The 25,350-nt window shown below is 34.1% G+C and carries 22 protein-coding genes and 1 rRNA gene; 15 read left to right on the top strand and 8 right to left on the bottom strand.

Annotated features, from left to right (window positions below):
- The first annotated feature begins 480 nt into the window (after window positions 1-480).
- The 9 genes from ACKI42_RS08940 to fabF all read left to right on the top strand — a co-directional run bounded on the left by ACKI42_RS08940 (window position 481) and on the right by fabF (window position 9,456).
- Entirely contained in the window at window positions 481-2,028 is a 1,548-nt protein-coding gene (locus ACKI42_RS08940) for a sensor histidine kinase (RefSeq protein WP_407404577.1), read from the top strand.
- 42 nt (window positions 2,029-2,070) lie between these two features.
- Window positions 2,071-2,757, top strand: a complete 687-nt coding sequence (locus tag ACKI42_RS08945) for a response regulator transcription factor (RefSeq protein WP_034754589.1) — start codon at window positions 2,071-2,073, stop codon at window positions 2,755-2,757.
- A gap of 86 nt (window positions 2,758-2,843) precedes the next feature.
- Entirely contained in the window at window positions 2,844-3,482 is a 639-nt protein-coding gene (locus ACKI42_RS08950) for a hypothetical protein (protein ID WP_407404579.1), read from the top strand.
- A gap of 22 nt (window positions 3,483-3,504) precedes the next feature.
- Window positions 3,505-3,861, top strand: coding sequence for a hypothetical protein (locus tag ACKI42_RS08955; protein WP_407404581.1), 357 nt, complete (start codon window positions 3,505-3,507; stop codon window positions 3,859-3,861).
- A gap of 69 nt (window positions 3,862-3,930) precedes the next feature.
- Window positions 3,931-6,612 carry a TonB-dependent receptor domain-containing protein gene (locus ACKI42_RS08960; protein ID WP_407404583.1) on the top strand — a complete coding sequence of 894 codons (2,682 nt, stop codon included), beginning with the start codon at window positions 3,931-3,933 and terminating at the stop codon, window positions 6,610-6,612.
- A 40-nt stretch (window positions 6,613-6,652) separates the two neighbouring features.
- A complete protein-coding gene (locus ACKI42_RS08965; RefSeq protein WP_407404585.1) occupies window positions 6,653-7,069 on the top strand; it encodes an OsmC family protein in 417 nt (138 codons plus the stop codon).
- A 102-nt stretch (window positions 7,070-7,171) separates the two neighbouring features.
- The gene (locus ACKI42_RS08970; protein WP_407404587.1) at window positions 7,172-7,777 is read left to right on the top strand and encodes a TetR/AcrR family transcriptional regulator; all 606 of its coding nucleotides are present in this window, start codon (window positions 7,172-7,174) and stop codon (window positions 7,775-7,777) included.
- A 9-nt stretch (window positions 7,778-7,786) separates the two neighbouring features.
- The gene (locus ACKI42_RS08975; RefSeq protein WP_407404589.1) at window positions 7,787-8,212 is read left to right on the top strand and encodes a PaaI family thioesterase; all 426 of its coding nucleotides are present in this window, start codon (window positions 7,787-7,789) and stop codon (window positions 8,210-8,212) included.
- Between the two features lie 2 nt (window positions 8,213-8,214).
- Window positions 8,215-9,456, top strand: a complete 1,242-nt coding sequence (fabF, locus tag ACKI42_RS08980; RefSeq protein WP_407404591.1) for a beta-ketoacyl-ACP synthase II — start codon at window positions 8,215-8,217, stop codon at window positions 9,454-9,456.
- Window positions 9,457-9,518: 62 nt separating this feature from the next.
- Here the strand turns inward: fabF and ACKI42_RS08985 are convergent, their stop codons facing one another.
- Both ACKI42_RS08985 and msrB read right to left on the bottom strand, forming a co-directional pair.
- Window positions 9,519-10,277, bottom strand: coding sequence for a murein L,D-transpeptidase catalytic domain family protein (locus tag ACKI42_RS08985; RefSeq protein ID WP_407404593.1), 759 nt, complete (start codon window positions 10,275-10,277; stop codon window positions 9,519-9,521).
- A 124-nt stretch (window positions 10,278-10,401) separates the two neighbouring features.
- Window positions 10,402-10,887 (bottom strand): peptide-methionine (R)-S-oxide reductase MsrB, encoded by a 486-nt coding sequence (gene msrB, locus ACKI42_RS08990; protein ID WP_407404617.1) that lies wholly within the window; start codon window positions 10,885-10,887, stop codon window positions 10,402-10,404.
- Between the two features lie 144 nt (window positions 10,888-11,031).
- On the opposite strand from msrB, the gene ACKI42_RS08995 reads away from it, so the two are divergent.
- Complete coding sequence (locus ACKI42_RS08995; RefSeq protein WP_407404595.1) at window positions 11,032-12,276, top strand: DUF445 domain-containing protein; 1,245 nt, start codon at window positions 11,032-11,034, stop codon at window positions 12,274-12,276.
- 45 nt (window positions 12,277-12,321) lie between these two features.
- On the opposite strand, the gene ACKI42_RS09000 is transcribed toward ACKI42_RS08995, so the two are convergent.
- From ACKI42_RS09000 to ACKI42_RS09010, 3 genes are all read right to left on the bottom strand, one after another.
- On the bottom strand, window positions 12,322-13,368 hold the full coding sequence (locus ACKI42_RS09000) for a quinone-dependent dihydroorotate dehydrogenase (RefSeq protein WP_407404597.1): 1,047 nt from the start codon (window positions 13,366-13,368) through the stop codon (window positions 12,322-12,324).
- Between the two features lie 203 nt (window positions 13,369-13,571).
- Window positions 13,572-14,273, bottom strand: a complete 702-nt coding sequence (locus tag ACKI42_RS09005; protein WP_407404599.1) for a pseudouridine synthase — start codon at window positions 14,271-14,273, stop codon at window positions 13,572-13,574.
- A 66-nt stretch (window positions 14,274-14,339) separates the two neighbouring features.
- On the bottom strand, window positions 14,340-14,534 hold the full coding sequence (locus tag ACKI42_RS09010) for a DUF4177 domain-containing protein (protein ID WP_407404601.1): 195 nt from the start codon (window positions 14,532-14,534) through the stop codon (window positions 14,340-14,342).
- A 214-nt stretch (window positions 14,535-14,748) separates the two neighbouring features.
- On the opposite strand from ACKI42_RS09010, the gene ACKI42_RS09015 reads away from it, so the two are divergent.
- The 4 genes from ACKI42_RS09015 (at window position 14,749) to ACKI42_RS09030 (ending at window position 18,994) form a co-directional block, all read left to right on the top strand.
- Complete coding sequence (locus ACKI42_RS09015; protein ID WP_407404603.1) at window positions 14,749-15,273, top strand: Crp/Fnr family transcriptional regulator; 525 nt, start codon at window positions 14,749-14,751, stop codon at window positions 15,271-15,273.
- Between the two features lie 50 nt (window positions 15,274-15,323).
- Window positions 15,324-15,896 (top strand): DinB family protein, encoded by a 573-nt coding sequence (locus tag ACKI42_RS09020; protein ID WP_407404605.1) that lies wholly within the window; start codon window positions 15,324-15,326, stop codon window positions 15,894-15,896.
- A gap of 342 nt (window positions 15,897-16,238) precedes the next feature.
- Complete coding sequence (locus ACKI42_RS09025) at window positions 16,239-17,780, top strand: glycine--tRNA ligase (protein ID WP_407404607.1); 1,542 nt, start codon at window positions 16,239-16,241, stop codon at window positions 17,778-17,780.
- Window positions 17,781-17,851: 71 nt separating this feature from the next.
- Window positions 17,852-18,994: a serine hydrolase domain-containing protein gene (locus ACKI42_RS09030; RefSeq protein ID WP_407404609.1), complete on the top strand. Its 1,143-nt coding sequence runs from the start codon at window positions 17,852-17,854 to the stop codon at window positions 18,992-18,994.
- Between the two features lie 14 nt (window positions 18,995-19,008).
- On the opposite strand, the gene ACKI42_RS09035 is transcribed toward ACKI42_RS09030, so the two are convergent.
- Window positions 19,009-22,062, bottom strand: a complete 3,054-nt coding sequence (locus ACKI42_RS09035) for a DNA polymerase III subunit alpha (RefSeq protein ID WP_407404611.1) — start codon at window positions 22,060-22,062, stop codon at window positions 19,009-19,011.
- Between the two features lie 19 nt (window positions 22,063-22,081).
- Window positions 22,082-23,230 (bottom strand): DNA polymerase IV, encoded by a 1,149-nt coding sequence (gene dinB, locus ACKI42_RS09040; protein WP_407404613.1) that lies wholly within the window; start codon window positions 23,228-23,230, stop codon window positions 22,082-22,084.
- Window positions 23,231-23,291: 61 nt separating this feature from the next.
- On the opposite strand from dinB, the gene ACKI42_RS09045 reads away from it, so the two are divergent.
- Window positions 23,292-24,065 carry an XRE family transcriptional regulator gene (locus ACKI42_RS09045; RefSeq protein WP_407404615.1) on the top strand — a complete coding sequence of 258 codons (774 nt, stop codon included), beginning with the start codon at window positions 23,292-23,294 and terminating at the stop codon, window positions 24,063-24,065.
- A gap of 1,189 nt (window positions 24,066-25,254) precedes the next feature.
- Here ACKI42_RS09045 and rrf read toward each other — a convergent pair.
- Window positions 25,255-25,350 (bottom strand): 5S ribosomal RNA (rrf, locus tag ACKI42_RS09050); the annotation flags it as partial.

A 25,350-nucleotide genomic window follows, 5' to 3' on the forward strand; every position in this document is an offset into this window, starting at 1 on the left:
CATAATGATTGATTTTATAAATTAATATTTTGTGATTTGTATAACACAAATATAAAACAGACTCACAAATCAGAAAAATATAAACCCAACTATTTGAAAAAGTGTAGTAGTTTTACGACTAACAAACGTTCGTTTGAAAAATAATAAAATCATACAATCAAGAAAATAATCATTCTAAAATCAGAACAAAGGTGAGACAGTAATGTAAATAGTTATCAATTCTTAAAAACGTTTTAAAACAATTTAATATTTGAGAAATATCCCACTTATTTAGTATTAGCATTTCGAGCCAAATTACAAACAAATCAACAATTTAAGGGTAAAAAAACTCGATTATTGACAAAAGAACTCAATAAATTCACAAATAATTGTTAAAACTTTGATTTTTATGAGACAAAAAGCAATATTTTGGCTCATTTTTTGTTTATATAATCTTAAAATAATTAATTTTAACATTCGTATTTTAATACATTCAACTCAATGAATAATAAATTTATCCCTATCATATCAGTTTTCATGACTATTTCGTTAATTGTCTTTGTAACACTGCAATTTTATTGGCTAAAGGGATACTATGGAGCACTAGAACAAGAATTTTCCAATAAAGTCTATACGGTATTGGAGAACACTTCCAAAACAGTATCCGAAATTGAAGTAGATAAGTATATGAATGAGAATTACAAGAATTTTAGGAATACAATTGTTGCCAACAGCGCTCAACCTTCATTAACGACGATCCAACAAACTGAGGATTCTGGTGTCCAAAGGCAAATAATCTATACTAAAAACCTGATAGAACAGCAACAACTTCCATTGTCTAAAAAAGGGGATTCTCTAAGTCTCACTACTTTATATACAGATGAAGCTGCTTACCGAATAAAGAAAGATACAACCCAAAGAGAACAATTGACCTCAGAAATTAACCAAGATATTAGGTCTGGTGACTATTCTATAAAAGAATTTGTGAAAGTAAATGGAAACAACCTGCCCATTAATAAAAGAGTAGATCCAAAAACCTTGGATTCTGTAATCGCTAAGGAGCTGAAGATGAAAGGCATTACTGCAAAATTCGGATATGCAGTGACGGATAAGGATAATAAATTGACAGAAGTTGTAAATAAAGACTACAAATCTCAGCACGATAATAGTCCATATACTTACCCTTTGTTTACAGACACTAAGGATCGTACGCTCTACACTCTTGCCTTAGTATTTCCCAAAAAAGAATATTCTTTGGCGATGAATAATTGGCCGATGTTGCTGGGTACATTTTTATCTCTGCTGACCATTTTGGGAATTTACATCATATCAATCAATTATATGATGAGGCAGAAAAAAATTGCTGAAATAAAGACAGATTTCATCAATAACATGTCGCACGAATTCAAAACACCTCTTGCCACAATTTCTGTCGCTACAGATTCTTTAGCGAATGATAAAATTGCTACCAATCCAGAAAAAGTAAGATATTATGCTGGGCTTATAAAACAAGAAAATTTCCGCATGAAAAAACAAGTAGAGAATGTGCTCAACATGTCGAAACTGGAAAGAAATGAGGTGAAATTATTCTTAAAAGAAACCAACGTAAGAGAATTGATCAAAAGAACCACGGAATCTTTTGGCCTGATTGTGAAACAGCGAGATGGAACGTTGACGGAAGAATTCACTGCGAATAAATTTAATTTTAAGATAGACGAATTCCATATTTCAAATATGTTGGTCAATCTGTTGGATAACGCCAACAAATACTCGCCCGAAACTCCTGAAATAAAAGTAAAAACCAAAAATGAAGGAAATTGGTATGTAATTGAAATATCAGACAAAGGTATGGGTATGGAAACCGAAAATAAAATTAAGATTTTCGAGAAGTTTTTCAGAGAAGAAACTGGAAACATCCATAATGTGAAAGGACAAGGATTAGGACTTTCCTATGTCAAAAAAATAGTAGAACTACACAAAGGTCAAGTAATAGTAGATTCTAGAAAAAACCAAGGAAGCACATTTACCATCAAACTACCGATGGCTTAGAATATATATATTAAATAATTTAACAATAATAAGAATAAACATATGAGCAATAGAATATTATTAGTAGAAGACGACCAAAGTTTCGGAGCTGTACTAAAAGACTATTTATCTATAAACAACTTTGAAGTAACGCTTGCTGTAGACGGTGAGCAAGGGCTAAAAGAATTTACAGAAAACGAATTTGACATCTGTATTTTTGATGTGATGATGCCAAAGAAAGACGGATTTTCTCTCGCAGAAGACGTAAAAAAAATTGATAAAAATACACCTATAATTTTCCTTACTGCAAGAAATCTAAGAGAAGATATCTTGAAAGGATACCAATTGGGAGCGGATGATTATATCACAAAACCATTCGATACAGAATTATTATTGTACAAAATAAAAGCAATTTTGCAAAGAAGTTCTACGCTTGAAAATGAGGAGCAAGAGCAATTTAAAATTAGTAATATTTTCTTCGATTCTATGCTCAGACAGCTAAGAGTTGGAGATAATGAATATAAACTTTCTCCAAAAGAAAATGAACTTCTAAAACTTTTATGCTTACACAGAAACGACTTTATGCCAAGAGATCTTGCCTTAAGAAAAATCTGGAAAAAAGAAAACTATTTTACAGCGAGAAGTATGGACGTTTATATTGCTAAACTAAGAAAACTGCTAAGAGACGATGAAGGTTTAGAAATCATCAACGTACATGGTGAAGGTTTCAGACTTTTGGTAAAGAACTAATATTTTATCAGAATTAATATAAAAACAAATTAGCAAGACAATTCAAAATGTTTTGCTAATTTTGTATTATAGAACAGATTATTGATATGAAAAATATATTATTTGGTATTTTAGGGTTGAGTTTAGCTGTAATTTCTTGTAAGAAAGATGAAAAACCCACTTTATTGAAAGATGAAGCTGGAAATGCACATCCTGCGGCAATTGCCAATACTACTCCACAAGCCTCATTACTACAACAATCTGGCATTGCTACACAAAATACTGGTACTCCTATTGCAACAGCACCAGGTATGAATCCTCCACATGGAGAACCAGGACATCGTTGTGATATCCCTGTAGGGCAACCTCTAAATGCTCAAGCTAATACTCCTACATCAAACAATAACAGCATTACAGTTCCAAATCAGGCGCAAGCCATACAAATAGATCCAAATGCAATGAGCCCCGGAAAAGTTGTAATGAATTCTCAGGGTAAACCTGTAAAAACAGCATCAGGAATGAATCCACCACATGGAGAACCAGGCCATAGATGTGATATCCAAGTTGGGCAACCTCTGAGTAGTAAACCCGCATCACAACCTACAACACCTCAGCCACAAGCAGCCGTAGAATCTACAACAAAGATTTCTCAACAAATTGCTGCAACAGGTCCTAAACCGAAATTAAACCCTGCTCATGGTGAGCCATTTCATGATTGTGCAAAACAAGTAGGCGAAGCACTGTAAAATATTTTTGTAAATTTGATAAATGAAAAATTGGCAATTCATATTGATTATCTTTTGTTTAGGAATATTTTTAGTTCCTAAAGACAATTTTTATGCGCAAGCTTCACAAAAAAATTGTTGCAAAACAAAATCCATATCAAATGATTGTTGCACAGACAAACATGAAACTTCTAATCAAAACTCTAAAAAAGATTATTGTAATGATGATTGCTGTTCATTCTGTATGACCTGCCACAGTTTTATTGAAAATTTTTCTTCTAGAACTATAATGACAGAGTTATCAGCATTTCAAATCAACAAAAAATTGCATTATTCTTATGCTGACCCCTATTTCTCTAATGGATTGAAAGATATTTGGCAACCTCCAAAACTAGGTTAATAATCTTATCATCATACTTGTACTATGACAAGATGACTAATGAATCATTAATCTAAATTTCACATCATTATGAAATCATATACTTCCAAGATATTGCTTGGATTGTTCTTCCTATTTAGCCAATTGGTATGGGCTCAAACTTTTAAAAAATCTCAGTTTAAAGTAAAAGGAAACTGCGATATGTGTAAAGAAAGAATAGAATCTACCGCACTGCAAGCTGGCGCATCTGCTGCAAGATATTCTATAGATTTGCAAACACTTACATTAGAAACATTAGACACTATTTCACCAGACGCTATTTTGAAAAAAGTAGCTGATGTAGGGCACGATAATGAGAAATATCAAACATCTTCCGCTACATACGAAGCATTACCCGCTTGTTGCCATTACGACAGAGATACGCAACAATCTGAAGTTTCATCCACAATTATTACAAAAAAAGAAAACGAATTTTATGTAAAAGGAAATTGTGGATCTTGCAAAGCAAGAATAGAAAAAGCAGCTAAAGATGCAGGTGCAGATTCTGCAAATTGGGATGCAGAAAGACAATTGGTAATTTTGGATTTCGATGTAAATACTACGTCAGCGGATAAAATTCTAAGAAAAATAGCGGAAGTAGGACACGATAATGAGAAGTATTCCGCCACAGAGGCTGTTTACAAAAAGCTTCCAAGCTGTTGTTTGTATGATAGAGAAATCCCATTGGGAGAAAAAAATCCGAATATACATTTTGAGGAAAATAATTCTACTTTACCCAAAGGTAATGAACAGGGAGAAAAAAAAAGCAATTCAGATAACCATGAAAAAAGCATTGAAGAAGTAAAACTTTCATCGTCTAAATCAGCCACTTCGCTTAACAAAAAAGAGGCTGGATTGGTTTTTAATATTGGAAAAAAAGAGTTGCTAAAAGCAGCTTGTTGTAATTTGTCTGAAAGTTTCGAAACCAACGCTACTGTTGATGTTTCGTTCAATAATGCAGTTACCGGTACCAAACAACTAAAAATGTTGGGTTTGGACCAAAAATATACAAGCCTTACTAAAGAATTACTTCCTGAAATACGAGGGTTAGCATCAGCTTACGGACTCAATTTTATCCCAGGAAAATGGATAGAAAGCATACAACTTACCAAAGGTGGAAGCACCGTAACCAATGGTTATGAAAGCATCACGGGACAAATAAATACAGAACTCATTAAGCATTCTGAAGAGCCAGAAACTTCGCTTAATTTATTTTCAGATTTTAACGGAAGAGCGGAAGCTAATATTACCCACGTTGCTAATATTGATGATCATTGGACCCAAACCTTTTTGCTCCATGGAAATGGAACATTTGGAAATACGGATATGAACGATGATGAATTTCTGGATCGCCCAAAAGGAACTCAAATAAACGCTGCATATCTTCTTAATTTTAATGATTTGGAACATTCTGGTTTCGGTTCTCATTTCGGTATTAATTTTTTACGAGACGAAAGAACGGCAGGACAACTAAATTTTAATAAAAATTTAGCCCAAGATAAACAAGATATGTATGGAGTTGGAATTGATATTTCTAGGTTTCAAGTGTGGAATAAAACAGGATATGTGTTCAAAAACAAACCTTATCAAAGTTTGGGTTGGATGAACCAATTTGTGTATCATCAGCAAGATAGTTTTTTTGGACTTAGAAATTATGCGGGGAAACAAAAAACGTATTATTCAAATTTAATATTTGAAAGTATTATTGGAAATACCAACCACAAATATAAAGTAGGTGGAAGTTTTATGTATGATGGTTATGATGAAACTTATCTTACTACGAATTTTAAAAGAAACGAAATTGTTCCCGGAATCTTCGCTGAATATACACTTACAGGCTTAAAATATACTTTGGTAGCAGGCGCGAGAACCGATTTTCATAATTTGGTAGGTACGCAGTTTACCCCAAGAGTAAATTTTAAATATGATGTGACACCTCAAACTATCGTAAGACTTTCTGCAGGAAGAGGATTCAGAACGGCTTCTATTTTTGCCGAAAACCAACAATATTTTGCTTCAAATAGAATTATAGAAATCACTCCAAACAACGGTAATATATACGGATTAAAACCAGAAATTGCTTGGAATTATGGAGTAAGTTTGCAACAAGAATTTAAATTATTTGGACGAAAATCTTCCGTAGTTGCAGATTTTTTCAAAACAGATTTCCAAGATCAGGTTTTGGTTGATCTAGATCAATCTCCTCAGCAACTTAGTTTTTACAACCTAGATGGAAAATCTTTTGCCAATAGTTTTCAGGCTCAATGGGATTTTTCGCCTATCAAAAATTTTGAAGTAAGATTGGCTTACAAATATTATGATGTGCAAGCCGACTACAAAGATGGACGTAGAGAAGTGCCTTTCATGGCAAAACAAAGAGGATTCGTCAACTTTGCTTACGCTACCAATAAAACCGATAAAGGTAGATTTTGGAGTTTTGACACTACTTTGAATTGGGTAGGAAAACAAAGACTTCCGAACACATCAAGCAATCCTGTAGCATTTCAACAACCTCAATATTCAGATTCTTATGCTGTACTGAATGCACAAGTTTCCAGAAATTTTACTCCAAAAATAAGAGCCTATTTGGGTGGAGAAAACCTTACATCATATCATCAGAGGAATGCAATTGTAGATTTCAAAAATCCTTTCGGAAATTATTTTGATGGTGGAATGATTTATGCTCCTATCATGAAAGCCAACTTTTATGTTGGGGTAGATGTTAATTTTTAGCATCAATAATTTTTTAAGCTTAATCATTTAAATATAAAATATGAAACGTAACGCAACTGCCGTTTGGAACGGTACTGTAAAAGAAGGTAAAGGAAATCTTACTACACAAAGCACGACTCTAGACCATACACAATACTCTTTTGGGAGTAGATTTGAAGAAGGTGTGGGCACAAACCCCGAAGAATTATTGGCTGCAGCGCATGCAGGATGTTTCACGATGAAACTAAGTGCAGAGCTTACAGAAGCTGGTTTTATACCTGAAGAATTAACTACTAAATCTATCATTACACTAGATCCATCAGTAGGGAAAATTACAAAATCGGAATTGGTTCTTACCGCAAAAATTGCAGGAATATCGGAAGAAGATTTCCAAAAATATGCAAAGATTGCAGAAGAAAATTGCCCTGTGAGTGCAGCATTCAACTTCGAAATTACTTTATCTGCTACATTAGTTTAAAGTAAATCATAAAATCTGAGTTGCAATAGACTCGGATTTTTTGTTTAAAAAAAATATACCGATTGGTATTTTTCACTACCTTTGTTCCACTTTTTGAAAAAAATGTCTAAAGCTACAAAGACCAAACAATTTATTATTCTACAAACCGCAGCCTTATTTAATTCTAAAGGCTATAATGCGACTTCATTATCAGACATTTCTGAAGCTACGGGACTTTCTAAAGGCAGTATCTATGGTAATTTCGAGAATAAAGACGAACTTATTCTGGCAGTATACGAGCATAATTCAGGACTTTTAAGAAAAAATCTTTCCCGCTCTTTTGGATCAGAATTTCCTAGTTCATTAGAAAAACTCCATGCTTTCGTCGCATTTTACAGAAAAAACTGGCAGTTTGTTTTTTCCAATGGTGGTTGCCCTTTGATGAATGCAGCAACAGAATCCGATGATACTCTTCCTCAACTCAAAAACCAAGTGAAAACATCCTTCGAAGAATGGAATGATACGCTTGCTGCTATAATATTGAAAGGACAAGAGGACGGAGAATTTCAGAAAGAAATTCATCCTCAAGATTTTGCGGCGATACTCATTATGTTGATAGAAGGCGGAATTTTGCTTTCTAAAACTACAAGCGACGAGAAATATTTGAATTTGTCTTTGGACCGAATTTTAAAAATTATCAACAACGAAATTTATATTAATCCATCATAAAATAATACTATGGATAAACTTGCGATACTACAATCATACATCGGGAAAGAATTTTCCGAATCTCCTTCCCCATTCATGCGTTGGCTGAATCCTATAGTTATTTCTGCGGAAGAAGGGCAAATAGAGTTTCAATATACAGTAAGAGAAGAATGGCTAAACCCTATGGGAAATCTTCATGGTGGTGTATCGGCAGCAATAATGGATGATGTGATAGGTGTAACGATGTTTTCATTAAATGAGAAATCTTTCATCACCACCATCAATAATTCTATCGACTATTTCTCTACCGCAAAGGAGGGTGACCTCATTATTGCAGAAACAAAAGTGATTAAGAGGGGTAAACAATTTGTGAATGCACAATGTGAAATTTGGAATGCTGATAAATCTAGGTTAATCGCTAGAGGAACTTCCAATTTGTTTAAAATAAATAGCTAAGAATGAAAAGAGTTGTAATAACAGGATTGGGGGCCGTAACGCCATTGGGTAATTCTATTAATGAGTTCTGGGATGGATGCATCAACGGAAAAAGTGGCTCAGGAATAATTACTCACTTTGATGCGGAAAAATTCAAGGTACAATTTGCCTGCGAACTTAAGAATTTTGATCCTTCTCTTATCCTTTCTAAAAACGAAATTAAAAGAAGTGATCTTTTCACCCAATATGCACTTTGCTCTTCTACAGAAGCAATAGAGGACTCAGGATTAGATTTTGACAGTATGGATCCTTTTGACACGGGTGTTATTTGGGGAACAGGGCAAGGTGGAATGCTTACAGTAGAAAATGAAGTAATGGATTTCGCTAATGGCGATGGCAATCCTCGTTTCAATCCTTTTTTCATTCCTAAATTTATTGCCAATATGGCTTCGGGAATGATTTCTATTAAATTTGGACTACAAGGTATTAATTATACTACCGTTTCTGCATGTGCATCTGGCAATACCGCTATTATGGATGCGTACAACTATATCCGTTTGGGTAAGGCTAAAGTAATTATCTCTGGAGGATCTGAAGCTGCGATTACGCCAGCATCTGTAGGAGGATTTTCAGTCTTGAAAGCCATGTCTACCCTTAATGATAACTACACACAAGCCAGTAGACCTTATGACGAAAACCGCGATGGTTTTGTGATGGGAGAAGGTTCTGGCGCTTTAGTTTTAGAAGAATACGAACATGCAGTAGCACGTGGAGCAAAAATATATGCCGAATTGATAGGAGCAGCCATGACTGCAGATGCACATCATATGACGGCACCTCATCCCGAAGGAGCTGGCGCTACAAGAGCGATGCAAGATGCATTAAAAGAAGCGGGCATCAATACAGAAGATGTAGACTACATCAATCCCCATGCTACTTCTACACCATTGGGAGATTTCTTAGAACTTACTGCCATCAACAAACTTTTCAAAGGGAACGAAAAACTAGACATCAGTGCTACAAAATCGATGACAGGTCACTTATTGGGTGCAGCTGGAGCAGTAGAGGCTATTATCGCTGTAAAGGCTATACACGAAAGTGTTATTCCTCCCACTATTAATGTTACTAAAGTTGATGAAAAACTTCCTAGAGAAATCAATATTGTATTTGATGAGGCCAAAGAGAAAAACATCAATTATGCGTTAAGTAATGCTTTTGGATTTGGCGGGCACAATGCAACCTTAATTTTCAAGAAATTTGCATAAAATTCTACTTACTTAAGATTTAAACAAAAAAAAAGCAGTCATTAATATTGACTGCTTTTTCTTTATACTTTTAACCATTGTGATGAGGTAAGATACTTGCTATCTGGATAATAAATAAACAGGCAATTCCTTCCTTTGATGGTGTTAATAATAGGCTCAGCCAACGCTCTTGGTACAGCAGGACAACCCCAACTTCTCCCAATTCTTTTGTGCGTTGCTGCAAACTCTTCGCTCACATAGTCGGCTCCGTGCATTACCACTGCTCTTTGCAAGGCAGCATCATTATATCCTTTGTCCATCCCTAAGAGTTTTAGAGAATATCCATTATCTCCATTATAAGTAACATCTGTCACATAAAATCCTAGACTGCTTTGTAAAGAACTTTCTGTATTAGAAAAATTTTCGGCAAACTCATCGCCTGTGTTTTTTCCGTGTGCTACTAGAGAATTAAACAGAACTTTTTTATCTTTAAGATCAAAAACCCACATTCTTTTTTTGTTTGAGGAAAGAGAAAAATCACAAACCGTAAGAATATGCGCATCTTCACTCAGCTTTCCAGCTTTTTTCAAATTTTCAAATCCTAAAAGAGCCTTAGCAAAAATGCTGAAATTAAGAATTTGATCTGAGGCGAATGGAATAGAATTATAGAGCTTTTCTGTGGAGCTTACTTCATTTTCTAAACTAATAGATTTCTCCTTAATTACTGTTTCTACTCTACTTACTGTTTTATTTTCTTTGGATAAATTTTTGCTATCCGACGAAGTATAAAATGAGGTTGATACCAAATATATTACACCTAATAAGCTATAAAATCTTTTCATTAAACTTAAATTGAATTATTTTATGGTACAAAATTATAAAAACTTATGCATCAAATAGTTGTAAAATGACAAGTTTAACTCAATTTAAGAAAATTTAACGCGCTGATTTACTGAGCATAATCAATTATTTTTGTCCATCTGGCTCGAATTGAAGGCTAATAGAATTCATGCAATAGCGCATTCCTGTAGGCGCAGGACCATCATTGAAAACATGCCCCAAATGAGAATCACATCTTTTGCAAATAACTTCTATTCTTTCCATCCCATGGCTAGAATCTCGGACATAAGTCACACCATTTTTATCAGCTTCAAAGAAACTTGGCCATCCACAACTGCTGGCAAATTTGGATGTAGAACGGAATAGGTGATGACCACATACTGCACAATAATAGTCGCCTACTTCATCATACTCATTATATTTCCCTGTAAAGGCTCTTTCTGTAGCTGCTTCTCTTGCTACAGCGTATAGATCTGGAGAAAGTATTTTTTTCCATTCTTCATTGCTTACATTTAGTTTTACCGTATCTTCTTTAGAATAATACGGATTTTGTTTTGCTTCATTATTTTCCATAGGAGTTATTTTTACTGGTTTTTGAGTCTGAGAACACATCTGCAGAAAAGTAAGTAATAAAAAGGAAACCAAAAATTTCATAATACAAATTCTTATGATTGTGAAAGCAAATTTTAATCCGCAATAAAACTAAAATCAATCTTTATTTTCTGTTTCATCATCAAATTTACTAAATTTGAGAATATGAACGACGAACAAAAAAGAAAACAACTCAACAAATACAAGGCTTTTGCTACAGGACTTTTCGTTTTGATGGTGGTATTATTTATAGTGACTACCCTTCTGCAAAAAAACAATGATAGCCATTGGATTGGCTTTGTGCGAGCTTTTGCGGAAGCTGCAATGGTAGGCGCGCTTGCAGATTGGTTTGCGGTGACAGCTCTGTTTAAGCATCCTTTGGGTTTGCCCATTCCTCATACCAATTTGATAGAAAATAGCAAAGAAAAGTTGGGTGATAATCTTGGAAGTTTCGTGGTTTCCAATTTTCTTTCTCCACAAAATATTAGACCTTACATTCAAAAAATAAAAATCTCAAATTTCGTTGGCGAATGGCTCGATAAAGAGAAAAACCAAACTGCACTTATCGGTAATCTATCTGATATTGTGATGGATATTTTGAATAAGTTGGATGATACAGAAGTAAGTACTTTTATCAGTAAAAAAGTTACGGAGATGACGGAAGAAATTCGTCTCAACAAGATTTTGGGAAATGGTATTATTTACCTTTTGGATAAAAATGATCATCAAAAAATTGTAACCAATCTTTCTAAACAAATAAAAGATTATATCGTAGAAAACGACGAGATGATTCAGAATAAAGTAAAAGAAGGAAGCTACTCTTTTATACCATCTTTTATAGATAATAAAATTGCAGATAAAATTTCGAGTGGACTCGCAGATTTTTTCAAAGATGTGGAAGAGAATCCAACACATGAGATTAGAAACCTAATTACCAAAAAAATCTATGAGTTTTCTAATGACCTCAAAGAATTGCCACGATGGAATGACGAATTCAAAACCATCAAAAATGATTTTCTGAGCACAGATAAATTAGAAGGTTATTCTAAAGATATTTGGGTTTCTATAAAAAATACATTGTACAAAGAACTTCAAGAGCAAGATTCTTCTTTGAAAAAATATATATCTAAAAATCTAAATGAGTTTTCTAACAATTTGAAAACCGATGAAAACCTACAAAATAAAATAGATCATTGGGTGCGTGTTACAGCCTACAAATACATCTTGAAAAACACCCATCAAGCAGGTAAACTGATTAGTTCTACCGTAGGAAACTGGCAAGGCAAAGAATTGAGTCAAAAAATGGAACTTGAGGTCGGTAAAGATTTACAGTTCATCCGTGTCAATGGGACTATAGTTGGTGGTTTGGTAGGTCTTATTATCTACACCATTGTTCATTTTTTCATTTAAAAATATAAAAGCAAAGCCTTACAACTTTGCTTTTCTCATTTCTATTTAGTTTCTATTTCTGGTTATTCTGCTCGCTCTAGTCAACAATTCTTGGTTGATATCATTGATAAGTTGAGGACCTTCGTAGATAAAACCTGTATAAAGCTGCACCAAAGTAGCGCCAGCATCTAGTTTTTCTAGAGCATCTTTTGCAGAATGAATTCCTCCTACCCCAATAATTGGGAATGCTCTGTTGCTTTTTTCCGAAAGATATTTGATGATTTTTGTACTTCTTTCGCGTACTGGTTTTCCGCTAAGTCCACCGTTTCCTATTTCTTTTAAAACCTTTGGAGAAGTTTTTAGTCCATCTCTGTTTACAGAAGTATTAGAGGCAATTACACCGTCTATTTTGGTTTCGGCAATAAGTTCTATGATTTCGTCTAATTGCTGATGATTTAGATCTGGTGCGATTTTCAGAAGAATTGGTTTTGGTTTGGCTTTAGAAACATTTATTTTCTTCACTGCCGTTATTAGTTCTCGCAGATATTCTACATCTTCCAATTTGGCGTGACTTCCAACATTTGGGCAACTTACATTCAGTACAAAATAATCTACATAAGGATGCAAACCTTCAAAACACTCTAGGTAATCTTGCGTATAATTTTCGGGTGTAGTATCTGTGTTTTTACCAATATTTCCACCGATAATTATTTTTCCTTTATTGGATTTCAGTTTTTCTATCGCAGCTTCTAATCCATCATTATTAAAGCCCATTCGGTTGATTATTCCACCATCTTCTATAAGTCTAAATAATCTTTTTTTGGGGTTTCCAGCTTGTGCTTTGGGTGTAACTGTACCAATTTCTACAAAACCAAATCCTAAATCTGCCAACTCGTTGAAGAGTACTGCATTTTTATCGAAACCTGCCGCCAATCCCACTGGATTTTTGAACTTTAGTCCGAATACTTCTCTTTCCAAACGTTTGTCTTCGATGGGTTTTGGAAGAACAAGTTGGGTTAAAAAGCCAAAGTTCTTTAACATTGAAAATGTAAAATGATGAACTTCTTCGGGATCGAATTTGAAGAGTATAGGACGGATGATACTTTTGTACATTGAAAAAAAGTTTTACAAAAATACTCAAATTATAGATACTCTTCTGTTATCCTATGGTATTTTTATTAAAAATTAATTTATCTGTTCAATAATTGCCATGCCTAAAGAAGCAAAGCGATTTGACGAATCTCCACAACAATTAGAGATTTCTCCTTCGTGGAAAGGACAAAAATTACACTGATATTTTTTTGGAGTGTAAACCTTTAAATAAAATCTTTAAGATCTAAACTTAATATTTCACCGATTTCTAAAAATCCTGGATTTACATTCAAGCTTGCGTTGATGGAAATATCTTCTTTGGTAATAGGATGTTTGAAATTGAGCTGATGAGAATGCAAAGGCATCGCTGTAACATTAAATGTGTTTAGCCACAATTTGTTTTGCTTGTTGCAACCATGTTTTCTACAGCCCAAAATTGGATGCAAAATATGTTTAAAATGTTTTCTTAGCTGATGAAACCTGCCTGTTTCTGGGATTGCCTCCACCAAAGAATATCTAGATGTTGTATGTTTTTGGAAAGCCAAATCGATCTCTGATGTTTGCAAACGACGATAGTACGTGATAGCATTCTGCACAATTTCGTTTTCGTTGGTTAGATCGTAGTCTATAGTTTCCTCGTCTTTGGTCCAACCACGAAGAATTGCCAAATATTTCTTCTCTACATCACGACTCATAAACAAATCGCTGATTAACTTCAGAGATTTTTTATCGAAAGCAAACAACAAAACACCCGAAGTTTTACGATCCAAACGGTGTACTAGATGCACCTTTTCACCTATTTGCTCTGTCAGTTTTTGCACTGCATATTCGTCTGCAACACCTGCATAATAAGATTTATGAACCAAAAGTCCACTAGGTTTGTTGATGGCAATAAAATACGCATCGCGGTACAAGATTTCTAACATTCGGCAAAATTACAGAAAACCTTATATTTTCTAAGCTTGAAACTAAAGAATATAAGATTTGTTGTATTAAAGTTCTCTTTTGAATGTAAATAAAAATCCATTGGTTACTCCATTACTACTGAAAGGTACAACAGTGACGAGTTCCCATCCATCACTACCATACTTATTAATTGTCTGGTCTAATTCTATAGGATCTATTACTGCAGTCCACATGCTTTTGGGCTTTACTTCTATAGATTTGTATTCGAATTTTTTTCTCATTATTTGGATTTATCTTTTAAGATATTGAAAATATTGGATTGCTACAATCAATGTTTAATACTAATTAAGTGACCAGCTTTTTCATAAAATGATAAAATTTTAGTAGGTTTATAAAAAGGTCTTTTAAGCATTTGTTTTTCATAAAATGTAGAAATTTCAAAGCTTTTAGACACTTTATATTTTAATTATAATTCAATCAAACTTTCTAAAATTCATGGATATTTTTTCTACATTAAATTCTTTTAAAATTTTTGAGGAGGAAATTTTTCTTAAGAGAAATGAATACTTAAAATTTCAAAATGCTGTAGATACCAATATTTATTTTATAAAAAGTGGGAGCTTGAAAATATCTATTATGAACGGTTTTGATGAACAAATCATTCGATTTGGATATGATCACAACATTATTGTTGCGTTAGACTCATTTATTTCAAATTGTAATTCTGAATATATTATTCAAGCAATAAAGAAAACACATGTATTGGTTGCAAAGAAGAAAGATTTTATAGAATTCATCAACTTCAACAAGGAAAATAGTAACTTCTATATTCAACTTTTAGAAGAACTCATTTTACAACAATTAGAAAGGGAGAAAGATCTTTTACTCGAATCACCAAAAGAAAGATATGAAACTGTACTAAAAAGAAGTCCACAACTCTTCCAATTTGTACCTCACAAATTTATAGCAAACTATCTCAGAATGTCGCCAGAAACACTTTCTCGTCTCAAAAAATCTTGATTTCAATCAATACTTTTTCAACTAAATTTCAACAATTTTGAAAAAAAAAGATGAAGATAAACTCTGAAATTTTAATTTCTAACTTATTTAATGACACCAGAAATAATATAGATTTTGTTGAAAATTTAAAATTGCTTTCTGATCAAGAGCTCAATAAAAGGTTACATCAAAATTCTTGGAGTATTTTGGAATGTATTCAGCACCTAAATATGTATTCAGATTTCTACCATGTGGAAATTGATAGTAAAATGAAAAAGTCTAGAATTTCTCCATCTGAATACTTTGAATCCGGACTCATTGGAAACTATTTCGTAGATAGTATGTCTTTGGATAAATCATCTAAAAAAATGAAAACTCCTCAGAAGATGAATCCTATTTTCATGAATCTAAATCGTGATGTTTTGGATAATTTTATTAAAAGCCAATACAACCTGATAGAGTTATTAGAACTTGCTAAGAGTAAAAATTTGTCGAAAATAAAAAACAATATTTCGCTTACAAAGTTGATAAAGATTCGTTTGGGAGATACTTTTAGATTTATTATCAATCATAATGTGAGACACATCAATCAAGTAAAAAGAATTTTAATTACTAAAGGTCATGAGGAAATTGCAAATTCATGATTAGTTAAAATTTTTGTGACAATTATTTTGAGTTTTTTTAGAATTTGAGGGCGTAAAGTGATTTGGGTATGAGGGTTTTAGAGTTTGAGCGATTATGTTAATTTTTACTTTATACCTTACAACTTAAAATATCGGCTATTCACAAATTAGCCCTGATGGGAGCGGCATCCTTTTGCGGAGCGCAGCGGACCAAAAGATACAGCGGACAGCAGGTTCTTGGCTCCTAAAATAAAGAGGAAATAGTGGGAAAAGAGGAAAAATGGTTTCTAATTGGGTTTTTGTTTGTTATTTTATGATTTTGGGTTCGATTTTCTTATTTTTGTAGCTCAGACTAAAATAATTATGGCAAAGCAAGAAGATGTTTTCAAGAAAGTGATTTCTCACGCTAAAGAATATGGTTTTATTTTCCCTTCTAGTGAGATCTACGACGGTTTATCTGCAGTATACGACTACGGACAAAATGGTGCTGAACTAAAAAATAACATTAAGCAATACTGGTGGAAAGCCATGGTACAGCTGAATGAAAATATAGTAGGTATAGATTCTTCTATCCTTATGCACCCAACTACTTGGAAAGCTTCGGGCCACGTAGATGCCTTCAACGATCCTTTGATTGATAATAAAGACTCTAAAAAACGTTTCCGTGCGGATGTTTTGGTGGAAGATTATTGCTTGAAAATTGAAGATAAAGAGAATAAAGAAATTGAAAAAGCAGCGAAAAGATTTGGTGAGTCTTTCGATAAAGAACAATTTGTTGCAACAAACCCAAGAGTTGTAGAATACAGAGCAAAAAGAGAAGCAATACTAAGCAGATTGGCAAAATCTCTAGAAAACGAAGATCTTGCTGATGTAAAATCTCTGATTGAAGAATTGGAAATTGCAGATCCTGATACAGGTTCTAAAAACTGGACAGAGGTAAGACAATTCAACCTAATGTTTGGTACAAAACTAGGTGCTTCTGCAGATAGTGCGATGGATCTTTACCTAAGACCAGAAACTGCACAAGGAATTTTTGTAAACTTCCTAAACGTACAAAAAACTTCTCGCCACAAGCTTCCTTTCGGGATTGCACAAATTGGTAAAGCATTCCGTAATGAGATTGTTGCAAGACAATTTATCTTCAGAATGCGTGAGTTTGAACAAATGGAAATGCAATTCTTTGTAGCGCCAGGAACTGAACTAGAATTCTACGAAATGTGGAAAGAAAAACGTCTAAACTGGCACTTAGCTTTAGGTTTAGGTGATGACAACTATAGATTCCACGATCACGAAAAGTTGGCTCACTACGCAAATGCAGCTGCAGATATTGAGTTTAATTTCCCATTTGGTTTCAAAGAATTGGAAGGTGTACACTCTAGAACAGACTTCGACCTTAAAGCACACGAAAAACATTCTGGTAGAAAACTTCAATTCTTCGATCCAGAAAGAAACGAAAACTACGTACCTTATGTAGTAGAAACTTCTGTAGGACTAGACAGATTATTCCTTTCTATCTTCTCTACTTGCCTTAAAGATGAGGTATTGGAAGACGGATCTGAAAGAACAGTATTATCACTTCCTCCAGCGTTAGCACCAGTAAAAGCAGCCATCTTACCATTAATGAAGAAAGATGGTCTTGGAGAATATGCTGAAAAAATCTTCAACGACTTGAAGTATGATTTCAACCTAATCTATGAAGAAAAAGATTCTATCGGGAAGCGTTACAGAAGAAACGATGCTTTAGGAACACCTTTCTGTATTACGATAGACCACGACTCTCTTGTAGATCACACGGTAACTCTAAGAGATAGAGATACGATGGAGCAAGTAAGAGTACCTGTTGCTGATCTGAGAAGGATTATCGACGAGAAAACAAACTTCAGAAATTTACTTTCTAAAATATAATAGAAAAAGCCTCGAATGTTCGAGGCTTTTTTATTTGGTTTTTAATAGATTTGTTTTAACAATCATAATATATGGAACTTCTTATCTATTTATTAGCCATCTTAATAGCTGCTTTAATTTTACTTTACCTATTGGGTTACGGATATCTTTTTAACGGGATTTCTAAAACTTATTTTAAAGGGAAATCTAGCGCCAATATTGATGATGGAAAATACTTTAAGAGTAACATCATCCACACCTCTAGCCCAAAACTTTGGGAAGAAGCTCCAAACTATAATGCACAACCTTTACCACAAAATATTCTAGACGATCTTCAACAATCAAATACTGCTTCTTTTGTTGTGGTAAAAGACGGAAAATTGTTACACGAAGAATATTTTGATGGTTATGATGCTCTTTCTAAAACCAACTCCTTTTCTATGGCAAAAGCAGTGACTGTAATGCTTTTGGGAAAAGCGATTGAAGAAGGAAAAATAAAGGATAAAGAAATATTATTCAGCTCTTTATACAAAGATTTCGAAACTAAAAGCCTAGGTAATACTCTCACTTTACAACATCTTGCACAGATGGAAGCAGGCTTACAATGGAATGAAGATTACAAAAATCCGTTTCTCCCAAATGCAAAAGCGTATTACGGAAAAGATGTTTCTGAAGGAGTTTTCCGAGCAAAATTTAAAACAAACCCAGGCGAAGCGTTTGAATACCAAAGTGGTTCAACGCAACTTTTAGGTTTTGCGATAAGAAAAGCTATCGGACAATCTTTATCAAGCTATTTATCTGAAAAATTTTGGACTCCTCTTGGGATGGAACAAAATGCAGAATGGAGCACCGACGAATTGGGAATGGAAAAAACCTATTGTTGCATCCACTCTAATACAAGAGATTTTGCAAAACTTGGACAATTATTCTTAAATGATGGACAATTTGAAAATCAACAAATTTTAAATAAAGAATTTGTGGAATGGATGAGAACGCCGACTTCAAAATCTGAAGAAATATACGGTGGTGGTTTTTGGATTAATCATGACAACCCTATAAAGCACTATTATTTCTTAGGATTACAAGGACAATACATCATTATGATCCCCGAACACAATATGGTTATTGTAAGGACGGGAAGTTATCAAAATCTCCCTAAAACAGATAGAGGAAGACCCTACCAAGTAAAATTTTTGGTGAACGAAATGGTGAACCATTTTTGTAAAACCCAATAGCTCCTGCCCTATTTCTAAGACAGTTTTCGCCTTGGCAACCCTATTTCATGCTCTTTGGGATATGGTTTTCTAGAAGTCATGCTCACATCTTCTTTGATTTGCTGGTGAATTTCATATTGTTTGTCGGGATCAAAACTATAACGAGGATCGGGTATCATTGGCATCTTTGCCATTTTGGTAATGGTAATAGTAGGAAAATGAAAATCTATTTCTACAGTGCCCAACAACAAATAGCAACCTCCACCTTGAAAATCATAAAGTTCTAAACTTTTGGGGAAATGTACCGTATCGAAATATTGTCCATATACATCTATCCAAGTTCCGAAATACATAGTACCAGCCTTCGTAGGAACGTGTTTTCTAGAGATCAGATAAGCTAACATTTTCACTTGTTTATTATGATATTGAAGCAAATCTTTTACAAAAACAGAACCGCGATATTGAGTCTTTAGAAGATCGAAAGGGCTACAAGAAATAGGAAATCCTATAATCTCTATTTCGTCGAACGCATCTTCAAACTCAGATCTTTGTAAGGTTGGAAGCTGATAATCTACGGTAGGCTCTTGAAATAATGTAGTGCTTCTATTTTCTGGTTTGAAATTACCTAGGAGTAATCTTGCCTCTACCAAAAGCTCGTTTTTTTCTTTTTGGGTAAATCTAAAAGCACCAATAAAAATAAGAATCTGCAAAGTTTCTATCCCAATAGGAATTCTTTTTACAAAATCTTCCAAAGAAATAAAAACTCCGTTAGCTTCTCTATTTTCTACTATGTTCTGAGCTACAGCATCGCTAAAAGAATCGAGATGATGAAATCCCAAATAGATGTCTTTCCCTTGCAATATTGCCATCAGATCGCTGGTATTCACACAAGGATTGTGGATGGTAGCGCCAGACATCTTGGCTTCATGGATGTAGACTTCTGTTCTGTAAAATCCGCCTTCATTATTAATAACAGAAATCATAAACTCTAATGGATAATACACCTTTAGATATAAACTTTGATAACTTTCTACCGCATACGAAGCAGAATGTGCCTTACAAAACGAATATCCAGCAAAAGATTCTATCTGCCGATAAGCCTCGGTAGTCATCTGCTGAGAATGTCCTTGATTTTTACAAGATTCGAAAAAATTGTTTTTTACTTTTTGTAAAGCAGCAAGAGATCTTCCCTTACCACTCATTGCTCTTCTTAGGATATCTCCATCAGCCAAACTCAGCCCTCCAAAATACTGAGCAATCTTCAGCACATCTTCTTGATAAACCATAATACCATAGGTTTCTGCAAGATGCTTCTGGAAAATGGGATGAAAATACTCGAACTGATCTGGATGATTATGCCGAAAAATATATTCTCTCATCATCCCACTTTGCGCTACACCAGGTCGAATAATAGAAGATGCCGCCACCAAAGTAATGTAGTTATCACATTTTAGCCTTCTTAGTAAACCACGCATCGCAGGAGATTCTATATAAAAACAACCAATGGTATTACCTCTAGAGAGATACTCGTTGGCTTTTGCTTCGTTTTTGGATAAAGCAGGATCTCTAATTTCAATAGCAATCCCTCTATTTTTCTTGATAAGCTGCACAGCATCATTGATGGTGCCTAGACCACGTTGCGATAGAATATCAAATTTTTCTAGCCCAATAGCTTCTGCAACATGCATATCAAATTGTACAATAGGAAAACCTTTCGGAGGCATTTCTAAAGCAGTATAATGAGTAATAGGCTCTTCTGATATTAAAATTCCACATGCATGCATACTTCTCTGATTCGGAAATTTTTCTAGCAATTTTCCGTATTCATGCACTTGTTTTACCACAGAATTTTGCTCGTGCGCATCCAAGGGTTTATTTGCCAATTCGTCTAGCTCTTCTTTGGGCAATCCAAAAGCCTTACCTATTTCTCTAAAAATAGATTTATACTTAAACTCTACATTGGTACCACAAAAAGCTACATGGTCTTTACCATATCTATTGAAAATATACTCTAACATGGCATCTCTATTTTGCCAACTCCAATCGAGATCAAAATCGGGCGGAGTTTTCCTATTAAGATTAAGGAAACGCTCAAAATAAAGATCGAGTTCTAGAGGGCAAATATCCGTAATTCCCAAACAATAGCTCACAATAGAATTGGCACCACTTCCTCTTCCTACATGCATAAAACCCATACTATTGCTGTATCTTATAATATCCCAAGTAATCAGGAAATAAGAACTGAAATGAAGTTCATCTATTACTTTTAGTTCTTTTTCTACTCTTTTTCTAGCTGCAACATTATACTTACCGTAACGTTTTTCTAGCCCTGTGTAAGCCAAGCTGGTGAGGAGCTTCAGATCATTTTCTTTAGAAATGGTATAATTTTTTTTGTTTCTTACTTTTTTAAAATCAAAATCAAAACTACAACGCTCCATAAGATTTCTAGTGTTGGCAAGTAAGGTTGGATATCCTTTAAAAGCCATCAAAATAGCATTTGGAGATCTAAAATAATCGTACTTGCTGCAAATCTCTTCTTCCTTTAGTTTTGAAATGAGCGTATTACCGTCTATTGCTCTAAGGATACGATGCAAATGGTACTCCTTTTTTGTCATAAAAGTGACCGACTGAAGAATCAGCATTTTCGGAATTAAATTTTGAAACTCTGTACGAACCAAAAGAGTTATTTCTTCTTCTCTGATGCCAATATACTCGTTATCTTTAAGGTTTTCTGGAATATTATGAATAGGATAAATAACAAAAATATTCTCGAAATCGGGTGCTTTTTCCGAGAGTTCTGCACCATCACATAAATGTTCGGATAGCATTTTATTCACTTCTCCGATGCCTCCAAATTCTTTGGCAATGGTAATATATAAAAGTTGATTTTCTTTTCTTACTTCTACACCCACAATAGGTTTTATACCATATTTTTCACATTCTTTTTTAAAATCGTAGATTGCAGTTACTGTATTGATATCTGTAAGGGCAAGTGAAGAAACTCCCAAATCGTGAGCTCTTTCTACCAATCTTTCTACAGATAAGGTACCATAACGAAGACTGTGAAAAGAATGACAGTTGAGATACATTGTACTAAAAATTTAAAAATTATTTCTTAAAATCGAATCCGGATGCTCTTCCCAAAATATTTGCTCCGAATCTATTTTTCAGACGATCCATTGTTTGGTAAAGATTCATTTGTTCTTCTGTATCTTCAAACAAATTCATCTGATGATTTCCGTGTACCAGATTGGTGAAGCGAAGCCCTATCAAACGGAGACGCATCCTTCTGGTATATAACTTCTTGAAAAGCTCTAATGCTACCCTAGACAAAGTATGATCTGCTGCAGTATAAGCAATGGTGCATTGTTTGGTCTCTGTATCAAAATTGGCATATCGTATTTTCACTATTACAGTTGAAGTCAGCCATCTTTCTTGTCTTAGTTGGTAAGCCAATTGTTCTGCCATCCCAGTGATAAGTCTTCTAAATTCTAAAATATCTATGGTATCTGTTGCGAATGTTTTTTCTGTAGAAATAGATTTTCTTTCAGAATAAGGGACAACGGGATTCTCATCAATACCATTGGCTTTTTTCCAAAGTTCAATACCATTATTCCCAATCATTTGTTGGAGAACATCTACCGGCATTTCGGATAGTGTATGGATGGTACGTACCCCAATTCTAGAAAGTAGCTGAAAGGTTTTATCTCCTACCATGGGTATTTTTTTGATGGATAGAGGATTTAAGAAAGATTGTATATTCTGTTGCTCTATCTGGAGTCTACCTTCTGGTTTTGCTTCTCCTGTTCCTATTTTGGACACAGTTTTATTAGAGGATAGTGCAAAACTAATGGGTAATCCTGTTTCTTTTTTCACTGCTGCTACAATCTCTTGTGACCATTGATAACAGCCATAAAATTTGTCCATACCCGATAGATCTAGATAAAACTCATCTATACTTGCTTTCTCCATCACTGGTGCTTTATCCTGTATCACTTCAGTTACAAGACGAGAAAATCTAGAGTACATCTCATAATCGCCACGTATTACTTTTGCGTCGGGGCACAATCTAAGAGCCATGCGTATTGGCATGGCAGACCGTACACCAAATTTCCTTGCTTCATAAGAACATGATGCCACTACTCCACGGTCTCCACCTCCAATAATTAAGGGAATGCCTGTAAGTTCTGTGTGGGTAAGTCTTTCGCAGGATACAAAAAACGTATCCATGTCCATATGTACAATTGCACGATTCATGTGACAAAATTAGTATGTTTTGTATCAAAAACCCTTATATTTGTTGATAAAAATTATAACAATGTCAGTTTTATCAGATAACATCCGCTTTCTCAGAGGTCGTCAAAACATTTCTCAACAGAAAATATCAGAATTTTTGATGATTACAAGAGTTCGATATGCCAAATATGAAGACGGAACCTCAGAGCCACCTATTGAAATTTTACTAAGAATATCAAAATACTTCAATTTAAGTATCGATCTACTTCTCACCATTGATATCAGAAAGTACCCACTAGAAGATATCTTGAAACTTCCAGATAATAGAATTGTATTGCCTATTGTAGTAGATCAATTGGGCAATAATAGCATTGAAATTGTTCCTCAAAAAGCTTCCATGGGATATCTTTCGGGATACAGTGATCCAGAATATATTGAGAACTTACAAAGAATCACACTCCCCTTTCTTACAGGTGGAAAATATAGGGCTTTCCCTGCACAAGGTGATTCTATGCCTCCATTCAAAGATGGGTCCTATATCATCGGGAAATACGTTGAACATATTGATGACTTGAAAACCAACAAAAGTTATATTTTTGTTACTTTAAATGATGGAATATCTTATAAAAGACTCGTCACTACAAACGAAAAATCAATAACGGTAGCTGCCGATAATTCATTTTATAAACCTTATGATATCCCTTCAAGAGAAATTATTGAGATTTGGCAATATGCATCAGGAATTTTTCCTGAAGATTTTGAACCTGATAATTTTGAAAATTACAATCTGAAAGATATGTTTCTAGAAATTAGAAGAGATATTCAAGAATTAGATCAAAAATTTTCCAAAAAATGAAACATCACCATACAACATTTATAAAAATAATAATAGGCTCATTTCTTAATATGATACGAAGAACTTACAAAACCGCTCAGCACAATATAATTTTACTATTATAACTGAATAAAAACTTCTCAGTAACCATCTGTTTTATATAAGATTTCACGATTTTTCAGTACATCCTATTTAAGGCTATTAGTAGTGATGAAATAATAAACATGACATATTTAGAATTAGAGCTACGTAGAAATAATAACTGTAAAATTGAATCCAAAATTATATTCAGTACATAAAAAGTGAATATATACAATTACTTTACATGCTAATTAAAAACAAAATAACAAAATGTTTAACTCTTAGGTCTTTTTTTATGTAGCTATTTCGGGCTTTCACTACTCGCTTTTTTGCGCCAACGCATATAAATATCCATTACCAAGCAAAAATAGCTCAAAACTAACGAAGTGATTCGAGCAAGTTAAACATGCCGTTCAATCACGGCTATTTTTTTGTTATAAGTTATAAGTTGTTAGCTCTTGGCTATTGGCTGTTGGCTGTTGGCTGTTGGCTGTTGGCAAAAGTAATTAATTCTGCATAAAATTTTACTTATGTATTTTTAATGCATCTTCCGTACTTCATTTTAACTCGATCTCTTTTGCAATTAACCCTAACTCAAAAAATCATTCAAGCAAACAATATGTACACCCACTGGAATTGTCCTTTCGAACGAAGCGCAGCGAAGTGAAAATTTCCCTACAAAGAATAAACATTTCAGATTTTAAGACTTCAAGATTTGAGACTTTAATTCAACGTATTTTCTCATTTACTCATTGTAATAAAACCGATTTCAACTCCGAATTGTCCTTTCGAACGAAGCGCAGCGAAGTGAAAAATCCCTTCATAGATTCAAGATTGTAAGACTAATAGATTGCAGACATAAATTCACTTTAGATTCTATTTTCCCAAGACCTTTTTCATCCTGCCTTCATCCAACTCTTTTTAGTTTAAACTTAAAACATACAAACTTCAGAACTAAAAAAATCTTATTCCATAGAACCTAGATCTAAGTACTTAAAAAACATATAAACCTTAAAACTTCAGAACACAAAAACTGAAAAACCTTTCGCCTTATAACTAATAACTCAAGATCTCTTGGTGTAGGGCAAAAAAAAAGCTCATTCAAATTAATGAATGAGCTTTTTTAAAAAACTGGCGGCGACCTACTCTCCCGCTTTCGCAGTACCATCGGCGCTAGAGGGCTTAACTTCTGTGTTCGGAATGGGAACAGGTGAGCCCCTCTGCT

Origin of the sequence: Chryseobacterium sp., from assembly GCF_045629545.1 — a bacterium.
Lineage (GTDB): Bacteria > Bacteroidota > Bacteroidia > Flavobacteriales > Weeksellaceae > Chryseobacterium.

What these genes read in the sequence shown, in the direction of transcription:
- ACKI42_RS08965 (WP_407404585.1), top strand. Translation starts at nt 6,653, where the DNA reads ATGAAACGTAACGCAACTGCCGTTTGGAACGGTACTGTAAAAGAAGGT.
- ACKI42_RS09030 (WP_407404609.1), top strand. Translation starts at nt 17,852, where the DNA reads ATGGAACTTCTTATCTATTTATTAGCCATCTTAATAGCTGCTTTAATT.
- ACKI42_RS08950 (WP_407404579.1), top strand. Translation starts at nt 2,844, where the DNA reads ATGAAAAATATATTATTTGGTATTTTAGGGTTGAGTTTAGCTGTAATT.
- ACKI42_RS08970 (WP_407404587.1), top strand. Translation starts at nt 7,172, where the DNA reads ATGTCTAAAGCTACAAAGACCAAACAATTTATTATTCTACAAACCGCA.
- ACKI42_RS09005 (WP_407404599.1), bottom strand. Translation starts at nt 14,273, where the DNA reads ATGTTAGAAATCTTGTACCGCGATGCGTATTTTATTGCCATCAACAAA.
- ACKI42_RS09020 (WP_407404605.1), top strand. Translation starts at nt 15,324, where the DNA reads ATGAAGATAAACTCTGAAATTTTAATTTCTAACTTATTTAATGACACC.
- ACKI42_RS09000 (WP_407404597.1), bottom strand. Translation starts at nt 13,368, where the DNA reads ATGTACAAAAGTATCATCCGTCCTATACTCTTCAAATTCGATCCCGAA.
- ACKI42_RS09015 (WP_407404603.1), top strand. Translation starts at nt 14,749, where the DNA reads ATGGATATTTTTTCTACATTAAATTCTTTTAAAATTTTTGAGGAGGAA.
- ACKI42_RS08995 (WP_407404595.1), top strand. Translation starts at nt 11,032, where the DNA reads ATGAACGACGAACAAAAAAGAAAACAACTCAACAAATACAAGGCTTTT.
- ACKI42_RS08940 (WP_407404577.1), top strand. Translation starts at nt 481, where the DNA reads ATGAATAATAAATTTATCCCTATCATATCAGTTTTCATGACTATTTCG.
- ACKI42_RS08960 (WP_407404583.1), top strand. Translation starts at nt 3,931, where the DNA reads ATGAAATCATATACTTCCAAGATATTGCTTGGATTGTTCTTCCTATTT.
- dinB (WP_407404613.1), bottom strand. Translation starts at nt 23,230, where the DNA reads ATGAATCGTGCAATTGTACATATGGACATGGATACGTTTTTTGTATCC.
- ACKI42_RS08975 (WP_407404589.1), top strand. Translation starts at nt 7,787, where the DNA reads ATGGATAAACTTGCGATACTACAATCATACATCGGGAAAGAATTTTCC.
- ACKI42_RS08985 (WP_407404593.1), bottom strand. Translation starts at nt 10,277, where the DNA reads ATGAAAAGATTTTATAGCTTATTAGGTGTAATATATTTGGTATCAACC.
- ACKI42_RS09045 (WP_407404615.1), top strand. Translation starts at nt 23,292, where the DNA reads ATGTCAGTTTTATCAGATAACATCCGCTTTCTCAGAGGTCGTCAAAAC.
- ACKI42_RS09035 (WP_407404611.1), bottom strand. Translation starts at nt 22,062, where the DNA reads ATGTATCTCAACTGTCATTCTTTTCACAGTCTTCGTTATGGTACCTTA.
- msrB (WP_407404617.1), bottom strand. Translation starts at nt 10,887, where the DNA reads ATGTGTTCTCAGACTCAAAAACCAGTAAAAATAACTCCTATGGAAAAT.
- ACKI42_RS08955 (WP_407404581.1), top strand. Translation starts at nt 3,505, where the DNA reads ATGAAAAATTGGCAATTCATATTGATTATCTTTTGTTTAGGAATATTT.
- ACKI42_RS09010 (WP_407404601.1), bottom strand. Translation starts at nt 14,534, where the DNA reads ATGAGAAAAAAATTCGAATACAAATCTATAGAAGTAAAGCCCAAAAGC.
- fabF (WP_407404591.1), top strand. Translation starts at nt 8,215, where the DNA reads ATGAAAAGAGTTGTAATAACAGGATTGGGGGCCGTAACGCCATTGGGT.
- ACKI42_RS08945 (WP_034754589.1), top strand. Translation starts at nt 2,071, where the DNA reads ATGAGCAATAGAATATTATTAGTAGAAGACGACCAAAGTTTCGGAGCT.
- ACKI42_RS09025 (WP_407404607.1), top strand. Translation starts at nt 16,239, where the DNA reads ATGGCAAAGCAAGAAGATGTTTTCAAGAAAGTGATTTCTCACGCTAAA.